Here is a 16,587-nt window from a genome sequence, read left to right as displayed (position 1 = left end):
GGGGGCCATGGATCTTGGACTGAAGGACCGTGTGTACGTCGTCACGGGAGCCACCCGTGGCCTGGGCAACGCCACCGCGCGCGAGCTCACCGCCGACGGCGCGAAGGCGATCGTCACGGGCCGCGACGAGAAGACCGCCGCCGACGCGGCGTCCGCGCTGGGCCCGAACGCGGTCGGGGTGGCCGCCGACAACGCCGACCCGGGGACCCCGGACCGGCTGATCGCGGCGGCCCGCGAGCACTTCGGCCGTTTCGACGGCATCCTGATCAGCGTCGGCGGCCCGCCGCCCGGGTTCGTCGCGGACAACACGGACGAGCAGTGGACGGCCGCCTTCGAGTCCGTCTTCCTGGGCGCGGTGCGGCTGGCCCGCGCGGCCGCCGCGGAGCTCGGCGACGGCGGCGTCATCGGCTTCGTGCTCTCCGGCTCGGTGTACGAGCCGATCCCGGGCCTGACCATCTCCAACGGCCTGCGCCCCGGTCTCGCGGGCTTCGCCAAGTCCCTCGCCGACGAACTGGGCCCGCGCGGCATCCGTGTCGTGGGGCTGCTCCCGGCCCGCATCGACACGGACCGCCTGCGCGAGCTCGACGGTCTCTCCGCCGACCCGGAGGCCACCCGCGCGGCCAACGAGGCGCGGATTCCGCTGCGCCGCTACGGCGCCCCGGAGGAGTTCGGCCGCACGGCGGCGTTCCTGCTCTCGCCCGCCGCGTCGTACCTGACAGGCATCATGGTGCCGGTGGACGGCGGCATGCGGAGCGGGTTCTGAGCCCGCTCCGGCGCCGCCCAGGGGACTAACTCACTCTTTCGGCCCGGTGCTTGACCCCACGGAGGCGTACCTCCGCGGGGAGCGCGGCGAGGCCCGCGGAGTCCCGGGCGTGCGCCAGGGCCTCCGTCGTCAGCAGGTGCAGCGCCTGCCCGGGATCGACATGCGGTTCCAGCAGGAGCTGGACCCGGGTCCCGGGAGCGCCGCGCCGCCCGGTCAGCTGGACCTCGGCCCGTTCGACACCGTCCAACCGTCCCGCCTCGGCGGCCAGTACGCCCTCCAGGGCCCGCCCGCGCAGCAGCGCCCCTTCACCGTCGCCGGTGTCGACGAGCACCTCCGCGAGCCGGCGGCGCCGCAGTACGGCCGACAGCCACCACAGGCTGAGCAGGACGACGACCGCGAGAACGGCGATGACGGTCGGCCACCACCAGCCCTGGTCCCGCCACCGGGTCCGTTCGGCGGCGCTCAGCAGCACGTCGTGACGCCCGTCGTGGATCCACCAGGAGGGCGGCCGCACACCCAGTCCGACGGCGAGCACGGAGCCGCCGAGGACCAGCAGCGCGAGCCCGACGATTCCCAGCAGGACACGGTTGACGATCCTGAGCACCGCCCTCACCCCTTCCGGCCCGGACGCGCGACATGCACCGACAGGGCGGGCGACCGGACGAGCCCGAGTCCCCGGATGCCGTCGGCGAGCGTGGCGTCCAGGTCCGCCCGTACGTCGTCGAGTGCGCGGAAGTGCGAGACCGCCCGCACGTCGACCTTCCTGCGCCCCATCCGTACCCGGACCGACCGCACCCCGGAGACCTCCATGGCCCGGTCGCGCAGCGCCGTCGCGGCGGCGCCCCGGTGCAGCCCGGCCCGTACGTCGCGATGGGTGCGCCGCATCGGCAGGACGTCGCGCAGCCCCGGCGTCACCGCGAGGACGATCAGCCACAGTCCGAGGGCGGCGGCGAGGCCGGCGCCGACGAGCACCCAGGTGTCGTCGAGGGGCCGCTCGGCGAGCTGCCGGGCGAGGAACCTGCGCCAGTGCGAGGCGGGCCGGTGGGCACGTACGGCCGCGACGTCGTACAACAGGACGCCCGCACCCGCGAGGACCAGCAGCGCGACGATCCCCGCGGGGACGCGGCGCGCCGACCAGAACCGACCCTGCCCGCCGTTCGCGTCGTCGTCGACGGCGGGCGGCGGGTCGTAGTCAGCCGCGGAGGCGGACTGGCCGAGTTCGTCCTCGGCGGGTGGGCCCGCGTCGGTCTTCTCCAGGACGGGCATGCGTCGGGTGGTGTTCTCGGAGCCCTGGGGCTCGCTCATCGCGTCCTCCCCTGTGCCGCGGCGGTCGCCGGTACCAGGTGCAGCCGCTCGATGTGGACCGTCACCTCCGGGACTTCCATCCCCGTCAACGCGTGTACCCGCTCGGCGACATGACGACGCACCGCGTTGCAGCGGGCACCGATGTCGCAGGGGTAGCCGAGTTCGAGATGGACGCGGACGCGGGCGCTCGGGGTCTCCCCCGCTCGAGCGGAGCCGAGAGCTTGGGGAAGCACGACGACCGTCGCGTGCGGGGGTACGGCGTCCGGGGGCAGCGGGTCCAGGGCCTCGCGGGCGGCCTGCGCGGCGATCTTCGCCACGACCCGGTCGGCGATCCGGGTCGCGCCGCGCTCGGCCGCCTCGACGACCGTCAGAGGCCGTCGGGTGTCGCCGAGCGGGCCGGTCACGGGCGTCACCGCCGCCGGTCGTCGCGGGGACGGAAGAAGTCACCGAGATCCAGGTCCCCTTCGAGGAACCGTCCGACGACGAACCCGACGGCACCCAGGGCGGCCACGAGCAGAAAGGCCCCGAAGCCCCCGAAATACCCGGCGAAGCCCAGCGCCATTCCGGCGATCATGCCGATCACGGCCAAGCTCATGGTGCGCTCCTCAACGGTTCGACGACCACGGTGTCGTGGGCCGTTGCGCGGCCGGCCCGGTCACTGGAGCCGCGCCTCCGGCTCCTCGTCTTCTTCCTCGGGAAGCTTCACATCACTCACCGCGATGTTGACCTCGACCACCTCGAGTCCCGTCATGCGCTCCACGGCCGCGATGACGTTCTCGCGCACGGCGTGCGCGACGTCCGCGATCGACACGCCGTACTCGACGACGATCTCCAGGTCGAGCGCGGTCTGGAGCTCCCCGACCTCGGCCTTGACACCACGCGAGACGGATTTCGACCCCCCTGGCACTCGGTCGCGCACGGCCCCGAAGGTCCGGCTCAGCCCACTGCCCATCGCATGGACACCGAGCACGTCCCGGGCGGCGAGCCCGGCGATCTTCTCCACCACACCGTCGGCGATCGTGGTCCGGCCCCGGGTCGCGGGATCACCGCCGCCGCGCTTGGTGACCCCGGGCTTGCGGCTCTGGGGGGCTTCCCTCTCGCTCCCGGGGCTGTCCGTCCGGTTCTGCTCCGTCATGTCGGTCATCGCCGTACGTCCCTTTCGGTCGTCCTCCTTGCCCACAGTAGGTGCGCTTGCGGGCTCGCGCGCCAGGGATGCGGCAGGCTGGAGCAATGACCGCGGATCGATGGACGCAGGCGGTACGGCGGCAGCTCGGGCTCGGGCGCCTGCTCCCGCTCGGGCATCCGCGCGACGGCGCCTGGATCGCCGAGGAGGCGGCCGCCGCGTTCCTGCGGCGCGCGGCGGCCGACGTGCCCGGCGTCCGCCTCGGCACGCTCCGGATCGCCCTCGCGGACCCGGACCTGGTCCACGAGCCCGTCGTACCGCCGCCGCCCAGCGCGCTGCCGCCCGGCCCCCTGCGTATCGTCGCGGAGTTCACGGCCGGGGTGGATCCGACGGCCCCCGGCGTCGAGCCGCTTCCCGCGACCGCGGGCCGCCTGCGCGTGAGCCTGGCCGAGGCGGCCGAACCCCTCGGCCTGACGGTCACGGAGGTCGACCTGTTGGTGACGGAGCTGGGGGACGTCTCCGCGCCGCCGACCGCCGTACGCCACGCCGCCCCGCCTCCGGCCGCCGTACCGACGACCCCCGACGAGGCCCGGGCGGCCACCGCCGCCCTGTCCGTGCCGGGGGTGATCCACCTGACGGACGTCCTGGGCCGTCCGGTGCACATCGAGAACGTCCCCGGCAAGGATCCCGCCCTCGCCCGCCGCCACGTCCGGGTCGAACTGGCGGTCGCGGCAACGGAGCGAACGGTGGACGTGGCAAGAGCCGTCAGAGCAGCGGTCGCGGACGCCCTGCCGGACGCCCCGTCAGTGGCGGCACTGGTGACGGCCGTCGAGTAGAGCGCGCCCCAGGGGCGCGGGAACCGCGCGACCAGCCCCCACCGCCCCGCAGCCGAAAGACGGCCTCACTCTCCCAAGCCGGCAAGGTCCCGCAGCCGCCGGGCCTGAGCCGCGCGCTCGGCGACCCGCTGCTCCTCGTACGTCCGCTCCTGCGCCCCCCGCAGCAACGCCTTGGTCTCGACGACCGCGTCCCGAGGCGCGGCCAACACCGCACCGGCGAGGTCCCGCACGGCGTTCTCGAGCTGGTCGACAGGCACCGCGAGATTGGCGAGCCCCGTGCGCTCGGCCTCCTCGGCCGACACGAAGCGACCCGTGGCGCAGATCTCCAGCGCACGGGCGTATCCGACCAGGCTCACCAGCGGATGCGTTCCCGTCAGGTCGGGAACGAGCCCGAGGCTGGTCTCGCGCATGGCGAACTGCACGTCGTCCGCGACGACGCGCAGGTCACAGGCGAGCGCCAGCTGGAAACCCGCACCGATGGCGTGCCCCTGCACGGCGGCGATGGACACGACGTCGCTGCGCCGCCACCAGGTGAACGCCTCCTGGTACTCGGCGATGGTCGCGTCGAGCTCGGCGTCGGCGCCGCGCGCGAGGTCGATGAACGACGGCTCGCCGTCGAACCCCTCGGGCGTGAACGCCTGCCGGTCGAGCCCGGCCGAGAACGACTGCCCCTCGGCACGCAGCACGACCACACGGACAGTGCCCGGCAGCGACCGCCCGGCCTCCGTCAACGCCCGCCACAGAGCAGGACTTTGGGCGTTGCGCTTGGCCGGATTGGTCAGCGTCACCGTGGCGATCGCGTCGTCGACGGTGAGCCGTACGCCGTCCTTGTCGAGTACGGGGTCAAGATCGTTGTCGAGCGAAGCCATGGGCTGCCTCCGATGGGTGCGGTCGGATCAGACGCGTACCTCGTGAAGGACACAAGGAACACACCTAAGTGACTGCACAGTAACCACCCGGTCGATCACCCGACCGACCGGGTGGCCACCACCGAAGCCGATGGGGACGCCCGGCCTCAGGCCGAGGCGGCCTTCTTGCCCCGCGTCGCTCCGCCACGCCCTCGCAGCGTGACGCCCGATTCGCTGAGCATCCGGTGCACGAAGCCATACGAACGGCCGGTTTCTTCGGCCAGCGCTCGAATGCTCGCACCGGAGTCGTACTTCTTCTTCAGGTCTGCCGCGAGCTTGTCGCGCGCGGCGCCGGTTACCCGGCTGCCCTTCTTCAGAGTCTCGGCCACCCGTGCCTCCTCATGGGAAGTGCGCTCTGGACTTCTCATGATCACCCCTCGAGGGCTTCATGGCCACCCATTCGGCAAGGTCCGTAAGACACGGTTTTGACGACAGGAGCCCGTCCTCACAAGTGGAATCACAGGGTCCGCACTGCTCTGTCCGTACGACCGAACGGGTTCTTCCGTGAAGTGCCAGGTCAGCGGCGCAAGACGGCCGAGCCCTTGGGAACAAAGGACTCGGCCGCGAAATGAATGTAGGACACACCTCGGTACGAGGAGATCTCACACAGATGATGGATCACGGATCGGCCGAATGATCCATACGCAGTGGATCAGTCATTCGATCACGTCGTGCTGACGGCAGCCCCGGGGCGGTCCGGGAGGCCGTACGAGGGCTCGGGCGAGGACTCGGGCGAGGGCTCAGGCGAGGGCGACGAGGTCCGCGTAGTCGGAGCCCCACAGGTCCTCGACGCCGTCCGGCAGCAGAATGATCCGCTCGGGCTGGAGCGCCTCGACGGCGCCCTCGTCGTGGGTGACGAGGACGACGGCGCCCTTGTAGGTGCGCAGCGCGCCGAGGATCTCCTCGCGGCTGGCCGGGTCCAGGTTGTTCGTCGGCTCGTCGAGGAGGAGGACGTTCGCCGAGGAGACCACGAGGGTCGCGAGCGCGAGCCGGGTCTTCTCGCCGCCGGAGAGAACACCGGCCGGCTTGTCGACGTCGTCGCCGGAGAACAGGAACGAGCCGAGCGTCTTGCGGACCTCGACCAGATCCAGGTCGGGGGCGGCGGAGCGCATGTTCTCCAGGACCGTGCGCTCGGGGTCGAGGGTCTCGTGCTCCTGCGCGTAGTACCCGAGCTTGAGGCCGTGGCCCTCTATGACCTCGCCGGTGTCGGGCTGCTCGGCGCCGCCGAGCAGCTTCAGCAGGGTCGTCTTGCCGGCGCCGTTGAGGCCCAGGATGACCACGCGCGAGCCCTTGTCGATGGCCAGGTCGACGTCGGTGAAGATCTCCAGCGAGCCGTACGACTTCGACAGGCCCTCGGCCATCAGCGGGGTCTTGCCGCAGGGCGCGGGCTCCGGGAAGCGCAGCTTGGCGACCTTGTCGGAGACGCGGACCGCCTCGAGGCCGGCCAGCAGCTTGTCGGCGCGCTTGGCCATGTTCTGCGCGGCCACCGTCTTGGTGGCCTTGGCGCGCATCTTGTCCGCCTGCGAGTTCAGCGCGGCGGCCTTCTTCTCGGCGTTCTGCCGCTCGCGCTTGCGGCGCTTCTCGTCGGCCTCGCGCTGCTGCTGGTAGAGCTTCCAGCCCATGTTGTAGACATCGATCTGGGCGCGGTTGGCGTCCAGGTAGAAGACCTTGTTGACGACCGTCTCGACGAGGTCGACGTCGTGGGAGATCACGATGAAGCCGCCGCGGTAGGTCTTCAGGTAGTCGCGCAGCCAGACGATCGAGTCGGCGTCGAGGTGGTTGGTCGGCTCGTCGAGCAGGAGCGTGTCGGCGTCCGAGAACAGGATGCGGGCCAGCTCGACACGGCGGCGCTGACCGCCGGAGAGCGTGTGCAGGGGCTGGCCGAGCACGCGGTCGGGCAGGTTGAGCGCGGCGGCGATGGTGGCGGCCTCGGCCTCGGCGGAGTACCCGCCCTTGGTGAGGAACTCGGTCTCCTGGCGCTCGTACTGCCGCATGGCCTTCTCGCGGGTGGCGCCCGAGCCGTTGGCGATGCGCTGTTCGTTCTCCCGCATCTTGCGGATCAGGGTGTCCAGGCCGCGCGCGGAGAGGATGCGGTCGGTGGCGAGGACGTCGAGGTCACCGGTGCGGGGGTCCTGGGGCAGATAGCCGACCTCGCCGGAGCGGGCGACGGTGCCGGAGGCCGGGATGCCCTCACCGGCCAGGACCTTCGTCAGGGTCGTCTTGCCCGCGCCGTTACGGCCGACCAGGCCGATGCGGTCGCCCTTGGTGATGCGGAAGGTGGCGGACTCGATGAGGATGCGGGCGCCGGCGCGCAGCTCGATACCGGAGGCGGAGATCACGGACAGACTCCAGGGCAGGGTCGTTGGCGGGGTGGACGGCTGAGGACGTTCCCGCCGTCTAATGCGCGAGGAGAATGGCCATGGGCCCCAGTCTAACGGGGCCGTGCAACCACTTTCCCTGGGTGAGCGCGTTCGGCACTGTGACGCTCGCCCCGCCACGCGTTGCCCAGCGGCGTGCGGTGCGGGGTGATTCTGCCCAGGTCGTCGACGGCGACGAGCTCGGTGGTCCAGCTGTCGCCGGTGGCGCAGGGCTGCGCGATCAGGAGCGCCTCACCGTGACGCAGCGCACGTTCGGGGGCGAAGGAGCAGCCGTACCGGGCGGGCAGGGTCCAGCGCAGGTCGCCGTCGGCGATGCGGTAGGCGGCGACGCGCCGCGGGGTGATGACGGCGAGCATGCGGGTGCCCAGGGGCCGCAGCACCCCACTCGCCCCGTGGTCCGCGAGCCACCCGGCGGCCCCGGGAAGGGCCCGGTGCCAGCGCACGGCGCTGCCGTCGCCGCGCGCGGTGTCGGTGACCAGTCCGTCGTCCCACAGCGCGATCGCGTGCCCGCGCGCGGGGAGCACGGCCACCGGACGGCGGCCCTCGCGCGCGTACGTCCAGCGGGGGTGGCCGGTCGTCCCGTCGTAGGCCTCGACGGCTGCCTTCGTGGCGCGCAGCGGGGGCTGTCGTGTCCCGTGCCCGTGCGCCACGCGTGTGTGGGCGGTGAGGCGGTCTCCGTAGGGCTCGGGACGCGCTTCGTGGGCCGCGGTGAGCAGCAGGGCGACGGCGACGGGGAGCAGGGCGCGGGCGGCGCGGCGGCGGGCGGCGGGGGAACGGAGCCGGGGGGCCGGGGGGTCCGTGGCCGCCGGGGCGGACTGTTTCGCCTCCGCCGCCTCGACCGGCACAGCCATCACCTCGCCCCCATCGGCACCACTCGCCGCTCCCAGGACCTGTCCGGCCGTCCAGGCGCACGGATCAGGCGCAGAGCGTAGGCGCGGGCGGTGGGAACGCCCGTCGGACACGGCGGGCGGCCGGGGCGTGTCGCCCGTTCGGCCCTCCGCCCGGCGCCGGACCCATGAGGGCGTACGAGGATGGCGCCACGGAGCGACGTACGCCGAGGTGCGAAGCCGTACGCAGAGGGTGGTGTGCCCATGCAGTTCGACGACGACGCCGACCTGGACACCTCCGACGTGCAGGATGCGCGCGGCAGCCGGATCCCTGGTGGCAGGGCGACCGTCGGGGGTGGCATCGCGGGTCTGATCGCCCTGATCCTCGGGCTGCTCTTCGGCGTCGGGCCCGATCAGCTCGGGCTGTCCTCCGGCAACGACCAGCCCGCGGTGACCACTTCCTCGCTCGACCAGATCAAGCAGACCTGCCGGACGGGGCGGGACGCGAACGCCAGGGAGGACTGCCGGATGGTGGCGGTGGTCAACAGCGTGCAGGACTTCTGGGCGCAGGAGTTCGCACGACGAGGCGGTACGTACACGCGCTCGCCGACCGTCTTCTTCAGCGGGCGGGTGAACACCGCGTGCGGCACCGCGACCTCGGCGGTCGGGCCCTTCTACTGTCCCGGTGACCGCAAGGTCTATCTGGACCTGGGCTTCTTCGACGACCTGCGGACCAAGTTCGGCTCCAGCGGCGGGCCGTTCGCGCAGGCGTACGTGGTGGCGCACGAGTACGGGCACCATGTGCAGGACCTGATGGGGACGCTGGGCAGGGCCCAGAGCGGTGTCACGGGCGCGAACAGCAACTCGGTGAAGGTGGAGCTGCAGGCGGACTGCTACGCCGGGGTGTGGGCGCACCACGCGACGACGACGAAGGACCCGTCGACGGGCAGGCCGTTGATCAAGAACCTCACTCCGGCCGACATCCGGGACGGGCTGGACGCGGCGGCCGCCGTCGGCGACGACCGGATCCAGCGGGAGTTCCAGGGCCGGGTGACCCCGGAGACGTGGACGCACGGCTCGTCCGCGCAGCGGCAACAGTGGTTCTACCAGGGCTATCGCACCGGCGACATGGCGCAGTGCAACACCTTCCGCTGAGAGCGCGGACGTGGGGGCGAGAGCGCGGGCATGGTGGCGAGAGCGCGCACGGGCCGAAGAGAAGCCCGCGGACGCGGCGCGTTGCGGGCGGCTTCGGCTCTCGGGGCGTTGTCAGTGGCCGGTGCAAGACTGGGCAGCGGGTGACATTCCGGCCCAGCAGGACGAGTTCCGGTGGGAGTGATCGGCATGGCAGGTACGGACGGCGGGCGCCCGAGCATCTACCCGACGCTGCTGTACGCGGACGCGAAGGCGGCTATCAGGCAACTGACGGAGGCCTTCGGCTTCTCGGAGGCCTCGGTGTACGAGAGTGAGGACGGCACGGTGATGCACGCCGAGTTGGTCCAGGGCAACGGCGCGGTGATGCTCGGCTCCAAGGGCCGCGGTGGCGTCTTCGACGGCGCGATGAAGGACGCGGGCCCCGCGGGGGTGTACGTGGTCGTGGACGACGTCGACGCACACCACCAGCGCGCCGTGGACCACGGCGCGGAGATCCTCATGCCGCCGACCGACCAGGACTACGGCTCGCGGGACTACCTGGCCCGGGACGCCGAGGGCAACATCTGGAGCTTCGGCACGTACGCCCCGGAGATACGGGGCTGACCCGGAGGCTCGGGGTGCGGGGGTGCGGGGGTGCGGGGCTGATCCCGAGGACAGGGCCTAACTGCCTCCGGTGTGGACCTGGAAGGCGGCGCGGCGTACGGCCTTGGCGAGGGCCGGGTCCGGGTGGGCGGCGGCGAGCGCGACCAGGACCTGGACGGTGCGGGGATGGCCGACGGCGCGCACCTCGTCGAGGAGCGCGGGCACGGTGGGCTGCACCGCGGACTCCAGATGGCGCACGAGAAGCGGCGCCTCACCGTGGTCGGCGACGGCGGCGGCGGTGTCGACCCAGAGCCAGGTGGACTCTTCGCGGGTGAGGACCTCGTGGGCGTCCTCCGGGTCGTGGCCGTCGTGCTCGGCGAGCCACAGCAGGGCGTAGGGGCGCAGCCAGGACTCGTCGGCCACGGCGCGTACGTCGGGCTCGGCGGGGGCGCCGACCACGCGCAGCGCCTCGAAGGCGAGGCCGCGGGTGAGGGCGTCCTCGCCGCGGGCGGCTTCGAGGAGTTCGGTGACGGCGCTGCCGACGGGGCGGGCGGCGAGCCAGGCGCGGTACTCGGCGCGGGCCGCGTTCGGGCGCAGCTGGGCGCAGCCGCGGAGCATGTCCGAGGCGGGCTGCTCGATGTTCCCGGCGGGGCTCTGCGCGGCGACGCAGATCTGCTCGAGCTTGACCCAGACCGCCCAGCTGCCGAGCGGGGTGAGCGTGGCCTGCCCGTCGGCGCAGGTGAGCGCGCCGACGGAGGCGAGCGCGTGCAGGGCCCAGTCGAGGAGGGGCTCGAGGGGGCGTCCGCGATCTCGGCGGCCTCCGGGACGGGCTCCGGCTGGGGGCCGTAGGGGATCTCGCAGCGCTCGGTGCGCAGTTCGGTGACGCGCTGTTCGAGCAGGTCCAGTAGCTGCTCCATGGGGACGGGCCCGGCGGAGAGCTGGAGGAAGGAGAGCACCTGGGGCATCGCGGAGACGACCTCGGCCACGGCGGACGCCTCGCGGTCGGCCGGCTCGGGGTGGGCGAGCGACCAGGCGTCGAAGAGGGCGACCCAGCCGCGCAGGACGGCGCTGTCGTCGCGGTTCCAGGCGCGCAGTCGCCAGCCGGGGCGGGCGATGCCACCGTGCACCTCGACGAGGCCGGCGAGGCGTGCGGTGTCCCAGTCCGCGCGGACCTGAGCCGAGGTCAGGCCCAACTCCTCGGCGGCGCGTTCGGCGGTCGCGTCGGCGAGGGTGCCCTTGCCGTCGGGGGTCGCGCCGTCGCTCCCCGGGCCGAGCGAGGCGTCGGCCCAGCGGGCGACACGGGCTGCGGCGGCGAGGCCGGTGCGGGCCATGCGGGCCAGTTCCGCGGGGGGCGGGGTGCCCTCGGGGGGCCGGGGTGCGGGTCGGCGCGAGCTGCGCTGGGTCACCGCTCGGGGGGCGGAAGCCAGGGGGCGCGAGCGGACGAGTCGGAGCCTGGAGTCGCGCGGGTTACGGGACGTCACGGGTGCAGTCTTCCGGTTGACGGTCCGAAAACCCAAACGGAATGTCACAGCAGGCGACAGGGGTGGCCAATGGACAGGGTTCCCAGGGGGCTCGACACGTGTGAGCGGAGCCGTGCACGAGTTGACCTGGGCCCAACCGGAAGCCTTGGGGGGCTGCTCCGCCGGGGGGGGTGCGCGGGGTGGCTCCGCCGGGGCGTGCGGGGAATGGCTGTGCGGGCGGGAGCGGTCTTTGTGGGGTCTGCGCGCGGAGGCGTCGTGGGGAGGGGTGGCTACATCAGAGGGGTGAGGAAGCGGCGTAGGGCCTCTTCGTAGGTGGGGGCGGCGTTCCACATGGCGCCGTGGGAGGCGTTCGGGACCGTGTGCAGGGTGACCAGGTCCGGGCGGCGCTCGGCGAGGCGGCGCGAGGGGCCCCAGGGGGCGATGGTGTCGTCCGGGCCGTGCACGATCAGGGTCGGGACCTTGAGCTGGCCGGGGTCGGCGGCCTCCTGGATGCGGTCGCCGTGCAGACCGGTGCGGCCCTGCGCGGCACGGACCGCGAGCGGCAGCAGGGCGCTGGGCGTGTGGCGGGCCGAGGCGAGGGCGCGCAGTGTGGCTCCCCAGTCGAGGACGGGCGAGTCCAGGATCAGCCCGGAGATCCGCTCGCGCAGGGCGGAGTGCGCGGCGGTGCGCAGGGCCATGGTGGCGCCGATGGACCAGCCGTACAGGACGACCTGGTCGGCGCCGTAGCGCACGGCGTAGCGCACGGCGGCGTCCAGGTCGCGCCACTCGGTCTCGCCGAGGTGGCTGAGGCCGTCGGGGGAGCGGGGTGCGCCGAGGTCGCCGCGGTAGGCGAGGTCGAGCACGGGCAGCTGGTTGCGGTGCAGGAACTCCATCACGTTCATGGGGTGCTCGCGGGTGGCGCCGAGCCCGTGCACCGTGATCACCCAGGTGTCGCGGGTGCCGGGCACGAACCAGGCGGGCAGCGGGCCGAGCTCGCCGGGGACGTCCACTTCGGCGTGGTCGAGGCCGAGGGCGCTGCTGGGGTTGCCGATGTGCAGGTTCGGCGTGAGCCATGCCTTGTCACCGGGCTCCAGGGTGCCGTGGGTGACGCGTTCGAGGCGGCGTACGACCGTGTCGGCGGTGTGGTGCACGTCGTCCAGGACGGGACCGACGACCGCGTGGGAGCCGTCGCCCGTGAGGCCGTACCGTCCCGGGCGCAGGGAGGCCAGGTCGCGGGTGAGCGTGATCCGGCCCGCGGCCGTGGAGTGCACGGTGAGCCGGGGCTCGGTGGGCAGTGGCCTGCCGGGCGGCGCCTTCAGCGCGGCGTCGCTGGCGAACCGGCCCGCCGCCACGGAGGCTGCGCCCGCGGCCAGGGCTACGGAGACGGCCGCGGCCGTCGCTTTGACAGTACGCACGGGTTCAGTCTCCCGGCGCGGCCCCCGGTCGGCCAGCCGGAGCGGGCGGTGGACTCCCGCCTCGGGGTGCGCGGCTCGTTCGCCGGCGCAGCGCGCGCACCGGCACCGCCAGGTCGGTACAACCCGCACCGCCGGCTCGGACACCGCACCGCCGGCTCGGTACGCCGCGCCGGATCACCGGGGCCCGGCCCCGCCGCCCTGCCCGTAGCGCCCCAGCCGTTCCCCCGCCTCGCCCACCTGTTCCGGCGAGAGCAGCGTCGGGGACAGGCCGGGCACGGACGACGCCAGGAGCCAGACGCGGGACATCCACTCCAGTTGGGCGGTGCGGTCGAACGCCTGGGACAGCGAGGCTCCGTAGGCGATGGTGCCGTGGTTCTGGAGGAGGCAGGCCGTGCGGTCGGTGAGGGCCCGGAGCATGTTCTCGGCCAACTCCGGGGTGCCGTAGGTCGCATAGGGGGCGACTCGGACCGGTCCGCCGAGGGCGCCCGCCATGTAGTGGATCAGGGGGAGTTCGGGGACGAGGGTCGAGACGGCCGTCGCGTGCGCGGCGTGGGTGTGGACGACGGCCCGCGCGTCGGTGGCGCGGTGGATCGCGAGGTGCATCGGCAGTTCGCTCGTCGCGGCGAGCGAACCGAGGACCTGCCGCCCCTCGAGGTCCACACCGACGGCGTCTTCGGGCCGCAGCCCGTCGTAGGGCACTCCGGTCGGTGTGACCAGGACCATGTCGCCGACCCGGACGGAGACGTTGCCCGACGTACCGACGACCAGTCCGTCGGCCACCGTCCGGCGGGCCGTCGCGACGAGCTCGTCCCACGCGGCCGCCACCTCCCGCTCGCGCGCGCCCGGCGCACTCTCCCCCACGTCCCGCGCGTCCCGCCGCTGCTCAGCCATGCGGCGATCCTGCCAGGCAGGGACGTCAACCCACTGTCGGCGAGGGCACTTTAGGGCGGAAGACAAGCGTCCGTAAGGGCGCATAACGGTATATATCGCCCCCTCGGGGTGATTGGCTGGCGATCGACGGGCTTTCAACGATCTTCCAATAGCCTCTGGGGGATTTGTCACGCACGTCGCCATTCCGGGGGGAAATATGGCTCGTGACCACAAACCACTTCTTCGCCGTGCCCGCGTCCTCGCGGCGACGGCCGCCGTGGCGGCGCTCACCGCCACGGGGACCGTCCTCGCCGGGGCCCCGGTCGCCGCGGCGGCCAAACCCAAGGGCCACGACGTCTCCTCGCACCAGAAGAACGTCGACTGGGAGAGCGCGAAAGCGAAGGGCGCCCGGTTCGTCTATGTGAAGGCGACCGAGTCCCACACGTATCGCAATCCGTACTTCGACCGGCAGTACGACGGAGCGCGCGACGCGGGGATCCTCCGTGGCGCCTATCACTTCGCGGTGCCGGACAAGTCGTCCGGCGCCACCCAGGCCGCGTACTTCGTGCGCAACGGCGGCGCCTGGCGCGCGGACGGCTGGACACTGCCGCCCGCGCTCGACATGGAGTACAACCCGTACGACAAGAAGCACAAGTGCTACGGCCTGAGCAAGGCCAGGATCGTGAGCTGGATCCAGGCGTTCAGCGACGAACTCGAACGGGAGACCGGGCGCCGTCCCGTCATCTACACGACCACCCACTGGTGGAACACCTGCACCGGCGGCAGCGGCGCCTTCGCCGCGAACCACGCCCTCTGGCTCGCCCGCTACGGCTCGGCGGACACGGGCGCGTTGCCGGCCGGCTGGTCGACGTGGACGTTCTGGCAGTACGACAACAGCGGCACGCTCCCGGGTGACCAGAATCTCTTCAACGGATCCATGACCCGGCTCAGGCAGTTCGCCGCGGGCTAGAAGCCCTCGAACAGCCCCCGGCGGAACCCAAAATTCCGCCTTCGTTCGAACATCTGGTCAACGGTCAGGCCGCCCCTCCCGCACACTGGTCATCACGAACGGAGGGGCGGTCCACCGTTTGATACACCCCAGCGCCCGCCCCAGTTCATCTTCCGTTCACTCAGGTTGCCTACGGTCCACCTGCCACTGACGTCAAACAGAAGCCTGGGTAAATGGAACACATCACGCTCCTCCTCGGAATCGTGATCGTCACCGCTCTCGTGTTCGATTTCACGAACGGTTTCCACGACACTGCCAACGCGATGGCGACCACCATCTCGACCGGCGCTCTGAAGCCCAAGACGGCGGTGGCCATGTCCGCCGTGCTGAACCTCGTCGGCGCGTTCCTCTCCGTGGAGGTCGCCAAGACGATCTCCGGCGGGATCATCAACGAAGAGGGCATACGCGTCCAAGTGATCTTCGCGGCGCTCGTCGGCGCCATCCTCTGGAATCTGCTGACCTGGCTTCTGGGTCTGCCCTCCAGTTCCTCCCACGCACTGTTCGGCGGCCTGATCGGCGCCGCGGTCATGTCGGCCGGCTGGTCGTCGGTGAACGGCTCGACCGTCGTCACCAAGGTGCTGATCCCCGCGGTCGCCGCGCCCATCGTGGCCGGGCTCGCCGCGATGCTGGCCACCCGCCTGACGTACCGGATCGGCAACCGCGCCGACGAGAAGGCGACCGCCAAGGGCTACCGCGCCGGCCAGATCGCCTCCGCCGGCCTGGTCTCCCTGGCGCACGGCACGAACGACGCCCAGAAGACGATGGGCATCATCACCCTCGCCCTGGTCACCGGCGGCGTCATCGCCCCGGGCTCGAACCCCCCGCTGTGGGTCATCGTCTCGGCCGGTACGGCCATCGCGCTCGGCACCTACCTGGGCGGCTGGCGCATCATCCGCACCATGGGCAAGGGCCTCACGGACCTCGCGCCGCCGCAGGGCTTCGCCGCCCAGACCAGCGCCGCGACGGCCATCCTGGCCTCCTCGCACATCGGCTTCTCCCTCTCCACCACCCAGGTCTGCTCCGGCGCCGTGATGGGCTCGGGCCTCGGCCGCAAGGGCGGCGTGGTCCGCTGGTCGACCGCGACCCGGATGTTCGTCGCCTGGGGCCTGACCCTGCCGGCCGCCGGTCTGGCCGGCGCCTCCGCCGAGTTCCTCACCAAGCAGGGCACCTGGGGCATCGTCCTCACCGGCGCGCTGCTCGTCGCCGGCGCCGGCACGATCTGGAAGCTCTCCCGCCGCCAGCCCGTCACCGTCGACAACGTCAACGACGTCGACGCCGAGCCCGCGGGCGTCGTCACCACCGCGATCGCCGCCGTCACCCCGCCGCCCGCGGGCCCCGTCACCGGCGACCTGTCCGGCGACCTGAAGACCACCATCCCGTCCCCGGACGCGGAGCCCACCCGCCCGGCCACGGTGTAAGGACAGAACAGCATGCACATCGACTGGGCAGCCCTCGGCTCCGTCTTCGGAGTCAGCCTCGTGACCACCGTCGGCCTCGTCGGCCTCTTCACCCTCGGCATCGTCGGCCTCTCCAAGCGCGAGTCCGCGTCCGCACAGGGCGGCTCCGCGACCCTCGCGGTCACCGGCGCGTACGTCTGCTTCGCGGCGTGCGCCGCGGCGGTGGCGTACGGCATCTTCCTGATCGTCGGCAAGTAACCCAAAACGGGCACCACTTCGGGTGGGGTGCGGGACGGATCACCGTCCCGCACCCCACCTGTATGTGGGCCTTCGCACACTCTCCCCGCGCAGGTCAACGGCAAGTTGACGGGTCTTCCAACCCGTGGTGGACTGCCGGAGCCAAGTACGGCGACAGAAGAGGAAGCCGGTGTGAATCCGGCGCGGTCCCGCCACTGTGACCGGGGAAGGAACTCCCCGGGAGCCAGGAACTCTCCCCGCCGGTCTCGTCGAACCAGGGCGCGGACACCCTGAGTGAGGACATAACGCCATGCGCGGCTGCCCA

General features: G+C 72.4%; 18 protein-coding genes, 1 pseudogene and 1 riboswitch. Of the genes and pseudogenes, 7 read left to right on the top strand and 12 right to left on the bottom strand.

The features are described 5' to 3' along the window. Positions 1 to 7: 7 nt before the first annotated feature. The gene (locus AQJ27_RS09370; RefSeq protein ID WP_067364511.1) at positions 8 to 763 is read left to right on the top strand and encodes an SDR family oxidoreductase; all 756 of its coding nucleotides are present in this window, start codon (positions 8 to 10) and stop codon (positions 761 to 763) included. 25 nt (positions 764 to 788) lie between these two features. Here the strand turns inward: AQJ27_RS09370 and amaP are convergent, their stop codons facing one another. The 5 genes from amaP to AQJ27_RS09345 are packed head-to-tail and all read right to left on the bottom strand — an operon-like array spanning position 789 to position 3,212. Then, on the bottom strand, positions 789 to 1,376 hold the full coding sequence (amaP, locus tag AQJ27_RS09365; protein WP_179858129.1) for an alkaline shock response membrane anchor protein AmaP: 588 nt from the start codon (positions 1,374 to 1,376) through the stop codon (positions 789 to 791). Then, on the bottom strand, positions 1,373 to 2,068 hold the full coding sequence (locus AQJ27_RS09360; RefSeq protein WP_067364507.1) for a DUF6286 domain-containing protein: 696 nt from the start codon (positions 2,066 to 2,068) through the stop codon (positions 1,373 to 1,375). Before AQJ27_RS09360 ends, amaP begins: the two co-directional genes overlap by 4 nt. Then, positions 2,065 to 2,472, bottom strand: a complete 408-nt coding sequence (locus AQJ27_RS09355) for an Asp23/Gls24 family envelope stress response protein (protein WP_067364869.1) — start codon at positions 2,470 to 2,472, stop codon at positions 2,065 to 2,067. The genes AQJ27_RS09360 and AQJ27_RS09355 overlap by 4 nt, the downstream gene beginning before the upstream one ends. A gap of 5 nt (positions 2,473 to 2,477) precedes the next feature. Continuing rightward, positions 2,478 to 2,663 (bottom strand): hypothetical protein, encoded by a 186-nt coding sequence (locus tag AQJ27_RS09350; RefSeq protein ID WP_054232254.1) that lies wholly within the window; start codon positions 2,661 to 2,663, stop codon positions 2,478 to 2,480. Positions 2,664 to 2,723: 60 nt separating this feature from the next. Next, a complete protein-coding gene (locus tag AQJ27_RS09345) occupies positions 2,724 to 3,212 on the bottom strand; it encodes an Asp23/Gls24 family envelope stress response protein (protein ID WP_067364504.1) in 489 nt (162 codons plus the stop codon). An 86-nt stretch (positions 3,213 to 3,298) separates the two neighbouring features. On the opposite strand from AQJ27_RS09345, the gene AQJ27_RS09340 reads away from it, so the two are divergent. Beyond that, positions 3,299 to 4,027 carry a nucleopolyhedrovirus P10 family protein gene (locus tag AQJ27_RS09340; RefSeq protein ID WP_067364501.1) on the top strand — a complete coding sequence of 243 codons (729 nt, stop codon included), beginning with the start codon at positions 3,299 to 3,301 and terminating at the stop codon, positions 4,025 to 4,027. A gap of 65 nt (positions 4,028 to 4,092) precedes the next feature. Here the strand turns inward: AQJ27_RS09340 and AQJ27_RS09335 are convergent, their stop codons facing one another. The 4 genes from AQJ27_RS09335 to AQJ27_RS09320 all read right to left on the bottom strand — a co-directional run bounded on the left by AQJ27_RS09335 (position 4,093) and on the right by AQJ27_RS09320 (position 8,164). Further along, complete coding sequence (locus AQJ27_RS09335; RefSeq protein ID WP_067364499.1) at positions 4,093 to 4,896, bottom strand: enoyl-CoA hydratase/isomerase family protein; 804 nt, start codon at positions 4,894 to 4,896, stop codon at positions 4,093 to 4,095. A gap of 146 nt (positions 4,897 to 5,042) precedes the next feature. Further along, positions 5,043 to 5,264: a helix-turn-helix domain-containing protein gene (locus tag AQJ27_RS09330; RefSeq protein WP_006123601.1), complete on the bottom strand. Its 222-nt coding sequence runs from the start codon at positions 5,262 to 5,264 to the stop codon at positions 5,043 to 5,045. A 411-nt stretch (positions 5,265 to 5,675) separates the two neighbouring features. Continuing rightward, complete coding sequence (locus tag AQJ27_RS09325) at positions 5,676 to 7,274, bottom strand: ABC-F family ATP-binding cassette domain-containing protein (protein ID WP_067364496.1); 1,599 nt, start codon at positions 7,272 to 7,274, stop codon at positions 5,676 to 5,678. A gap of 92 nt (positions 7,275 to 7,366) precedes the next feature. After that, a complete protein-coding gene (locus AQJ27_RS09320) occupies positions 7,367 to 8,164 on the bottom strand; it encodes a PQQ-binding-like beta-propeller repeat protein (protein WP_201264282.1) in 798 nt (265 codons plus the stop codon). Positions 8,165 to 8,404: 240 nt separating this feature from the next. Between AQJ27_RS09320 and ypfJ the strand changes: the two genes are divergently transcribed. Both ypfJ and AQJ27_RS09310 read left to right on the top strand, forming a co-directional pair. Beyond that, positions 8,405 to 9,295, top strand: coding sequence for a KPN_02809 family neutral zinc metallopeptidase (gene ypfJ / locus AQJ27_RS09315; RefSeq protein WP_067364493.1), 891 nt, complete (start codon positions 8,405 to 8,407; stop codon positions 9,293 to 9,295). Between the two features lie 186 nt (positions 9,296 to 9,481). After that, positions 9,482 to 9,895 carry a VOC family protein gene (locus tag AQJ27_RS09310; RefSeq protein ID WP_067364865.1) on the top strand — a complete coding sequence of 138 codons (414 nt, stop codon included), beginning with the start codon at positions 9,482 to 9,484 and terminating at the stop codon, positions 9,893 to 9,895. 57 nt (positions 9,896 to 9,952) lie between these two features. Here AQJ27_RS09310 and AQJ27_RS09305 read toward each other — a convergent pair. The 3 genes and pseudogenes from AQJ27_RS09305 to AQJ27_RS09295 form a co-directional block, all read right to left on the bottom strand. Further along, positions 9,953 to 11,205 (bottom strand): annotated as a pseudogene (locus AQJ27_RS09305) (hypothetical protein). A 419-nt stretch (positions 11,206 to 11,624) separates the two neighbouring features. Further along, positions 11,625 to 12,749, bottom strand: a complete 1,125-nt coding sequence (locus AQJ27_RS09300; RefSeq protein WP_067364490.1) for an alpha/beta hydrolase family protein — start codon at positions 12,747 to 12,749, stop codon at positions 11,625 to 11,627. 174 nt (positions 12,750 to 12,923) lie between these two features. Beyond that, positions 12,924 to 13,640, bottom strand: a complete 717-nt coding sequence (locus AQJ27_RS09295; protein ID WP_067364487.1) for a class II aldolase/adducin family protein — start codon at positions 13,638 to 13,640, stop codon at positions 12,924 to 12,926. Between the two features lie 196 nt (positions 13,641 to 13,836). Here AQJ27_RS09295 and AQJ27_RS09290 point away from each other — a divergent pair, with 196 nt between their 5' ends. The 3 genes from AQJ27_RS09290 to AQJ27_RS09280 all read left to right on the top strand — a co-directional run bounded on the left by AQJ27_RS09290 (position 13,837) and on the right by AQJ27_RS09280 (position 16,283). Next, entirely contained in the window at positions 13,837 to 14,589 is a 753-nt protein-coding gene (locus AQJ27_RS09290; protein WP_067364484.1) for a lysozyme, read from the top strand. Positions 14,590 to 14,801: 212 nt separating this feature from the next. Then, complete coding sequence (locus AQJ27_RS09285) at positions 14,802 to 16,046, top strand: inorganic phosphate transporter (protein WP_067364481.1); 1,245 nt, start codon at positions 14,802 to 14,804, stop codon at positions 16,044 to 16,046. A 12-nt stretch (positions 16,047 to 16,058) separates the two neighbouring features. Further along, positions 16,059 to 16,283: a hypothetical protein gene (locus tag AQJ27_RS09280; RefSeq protein WP_054232266.1), complete on the top strand. Its 225-nt coding sequence runs from the start codon at positions 16,059 to 16,061 to the stop codon at positions 16,281 to 16,283. A 111-nt stretch (positions 16,284 to 16,394) separates the two neighbouring features. Further along, positions 16,395 to 16,535, top strand: a riboswitch (cobalamin riboswitch). The last annotated feature ends 52 nt before the right edge of the window (positions 16,536 to 16,587 follow it).

The sequence above is a fragment of the Streptomyces olivochromogenes genome, from assembly GCF_001514115.1.
GTDB classification, from domain to species: domain Bacteria; phylum Actinomycetota; class Actinomycetes; order Streptomycetales; family Streptomycetaceae; genus Streptomyces; species Streptomyces olivochromogenes.
The sequence above is the reverse complement of the archived record's forward strand: the minus strand, read 5'-3'. Positions and strand labels throughout refer to the sequence as shown.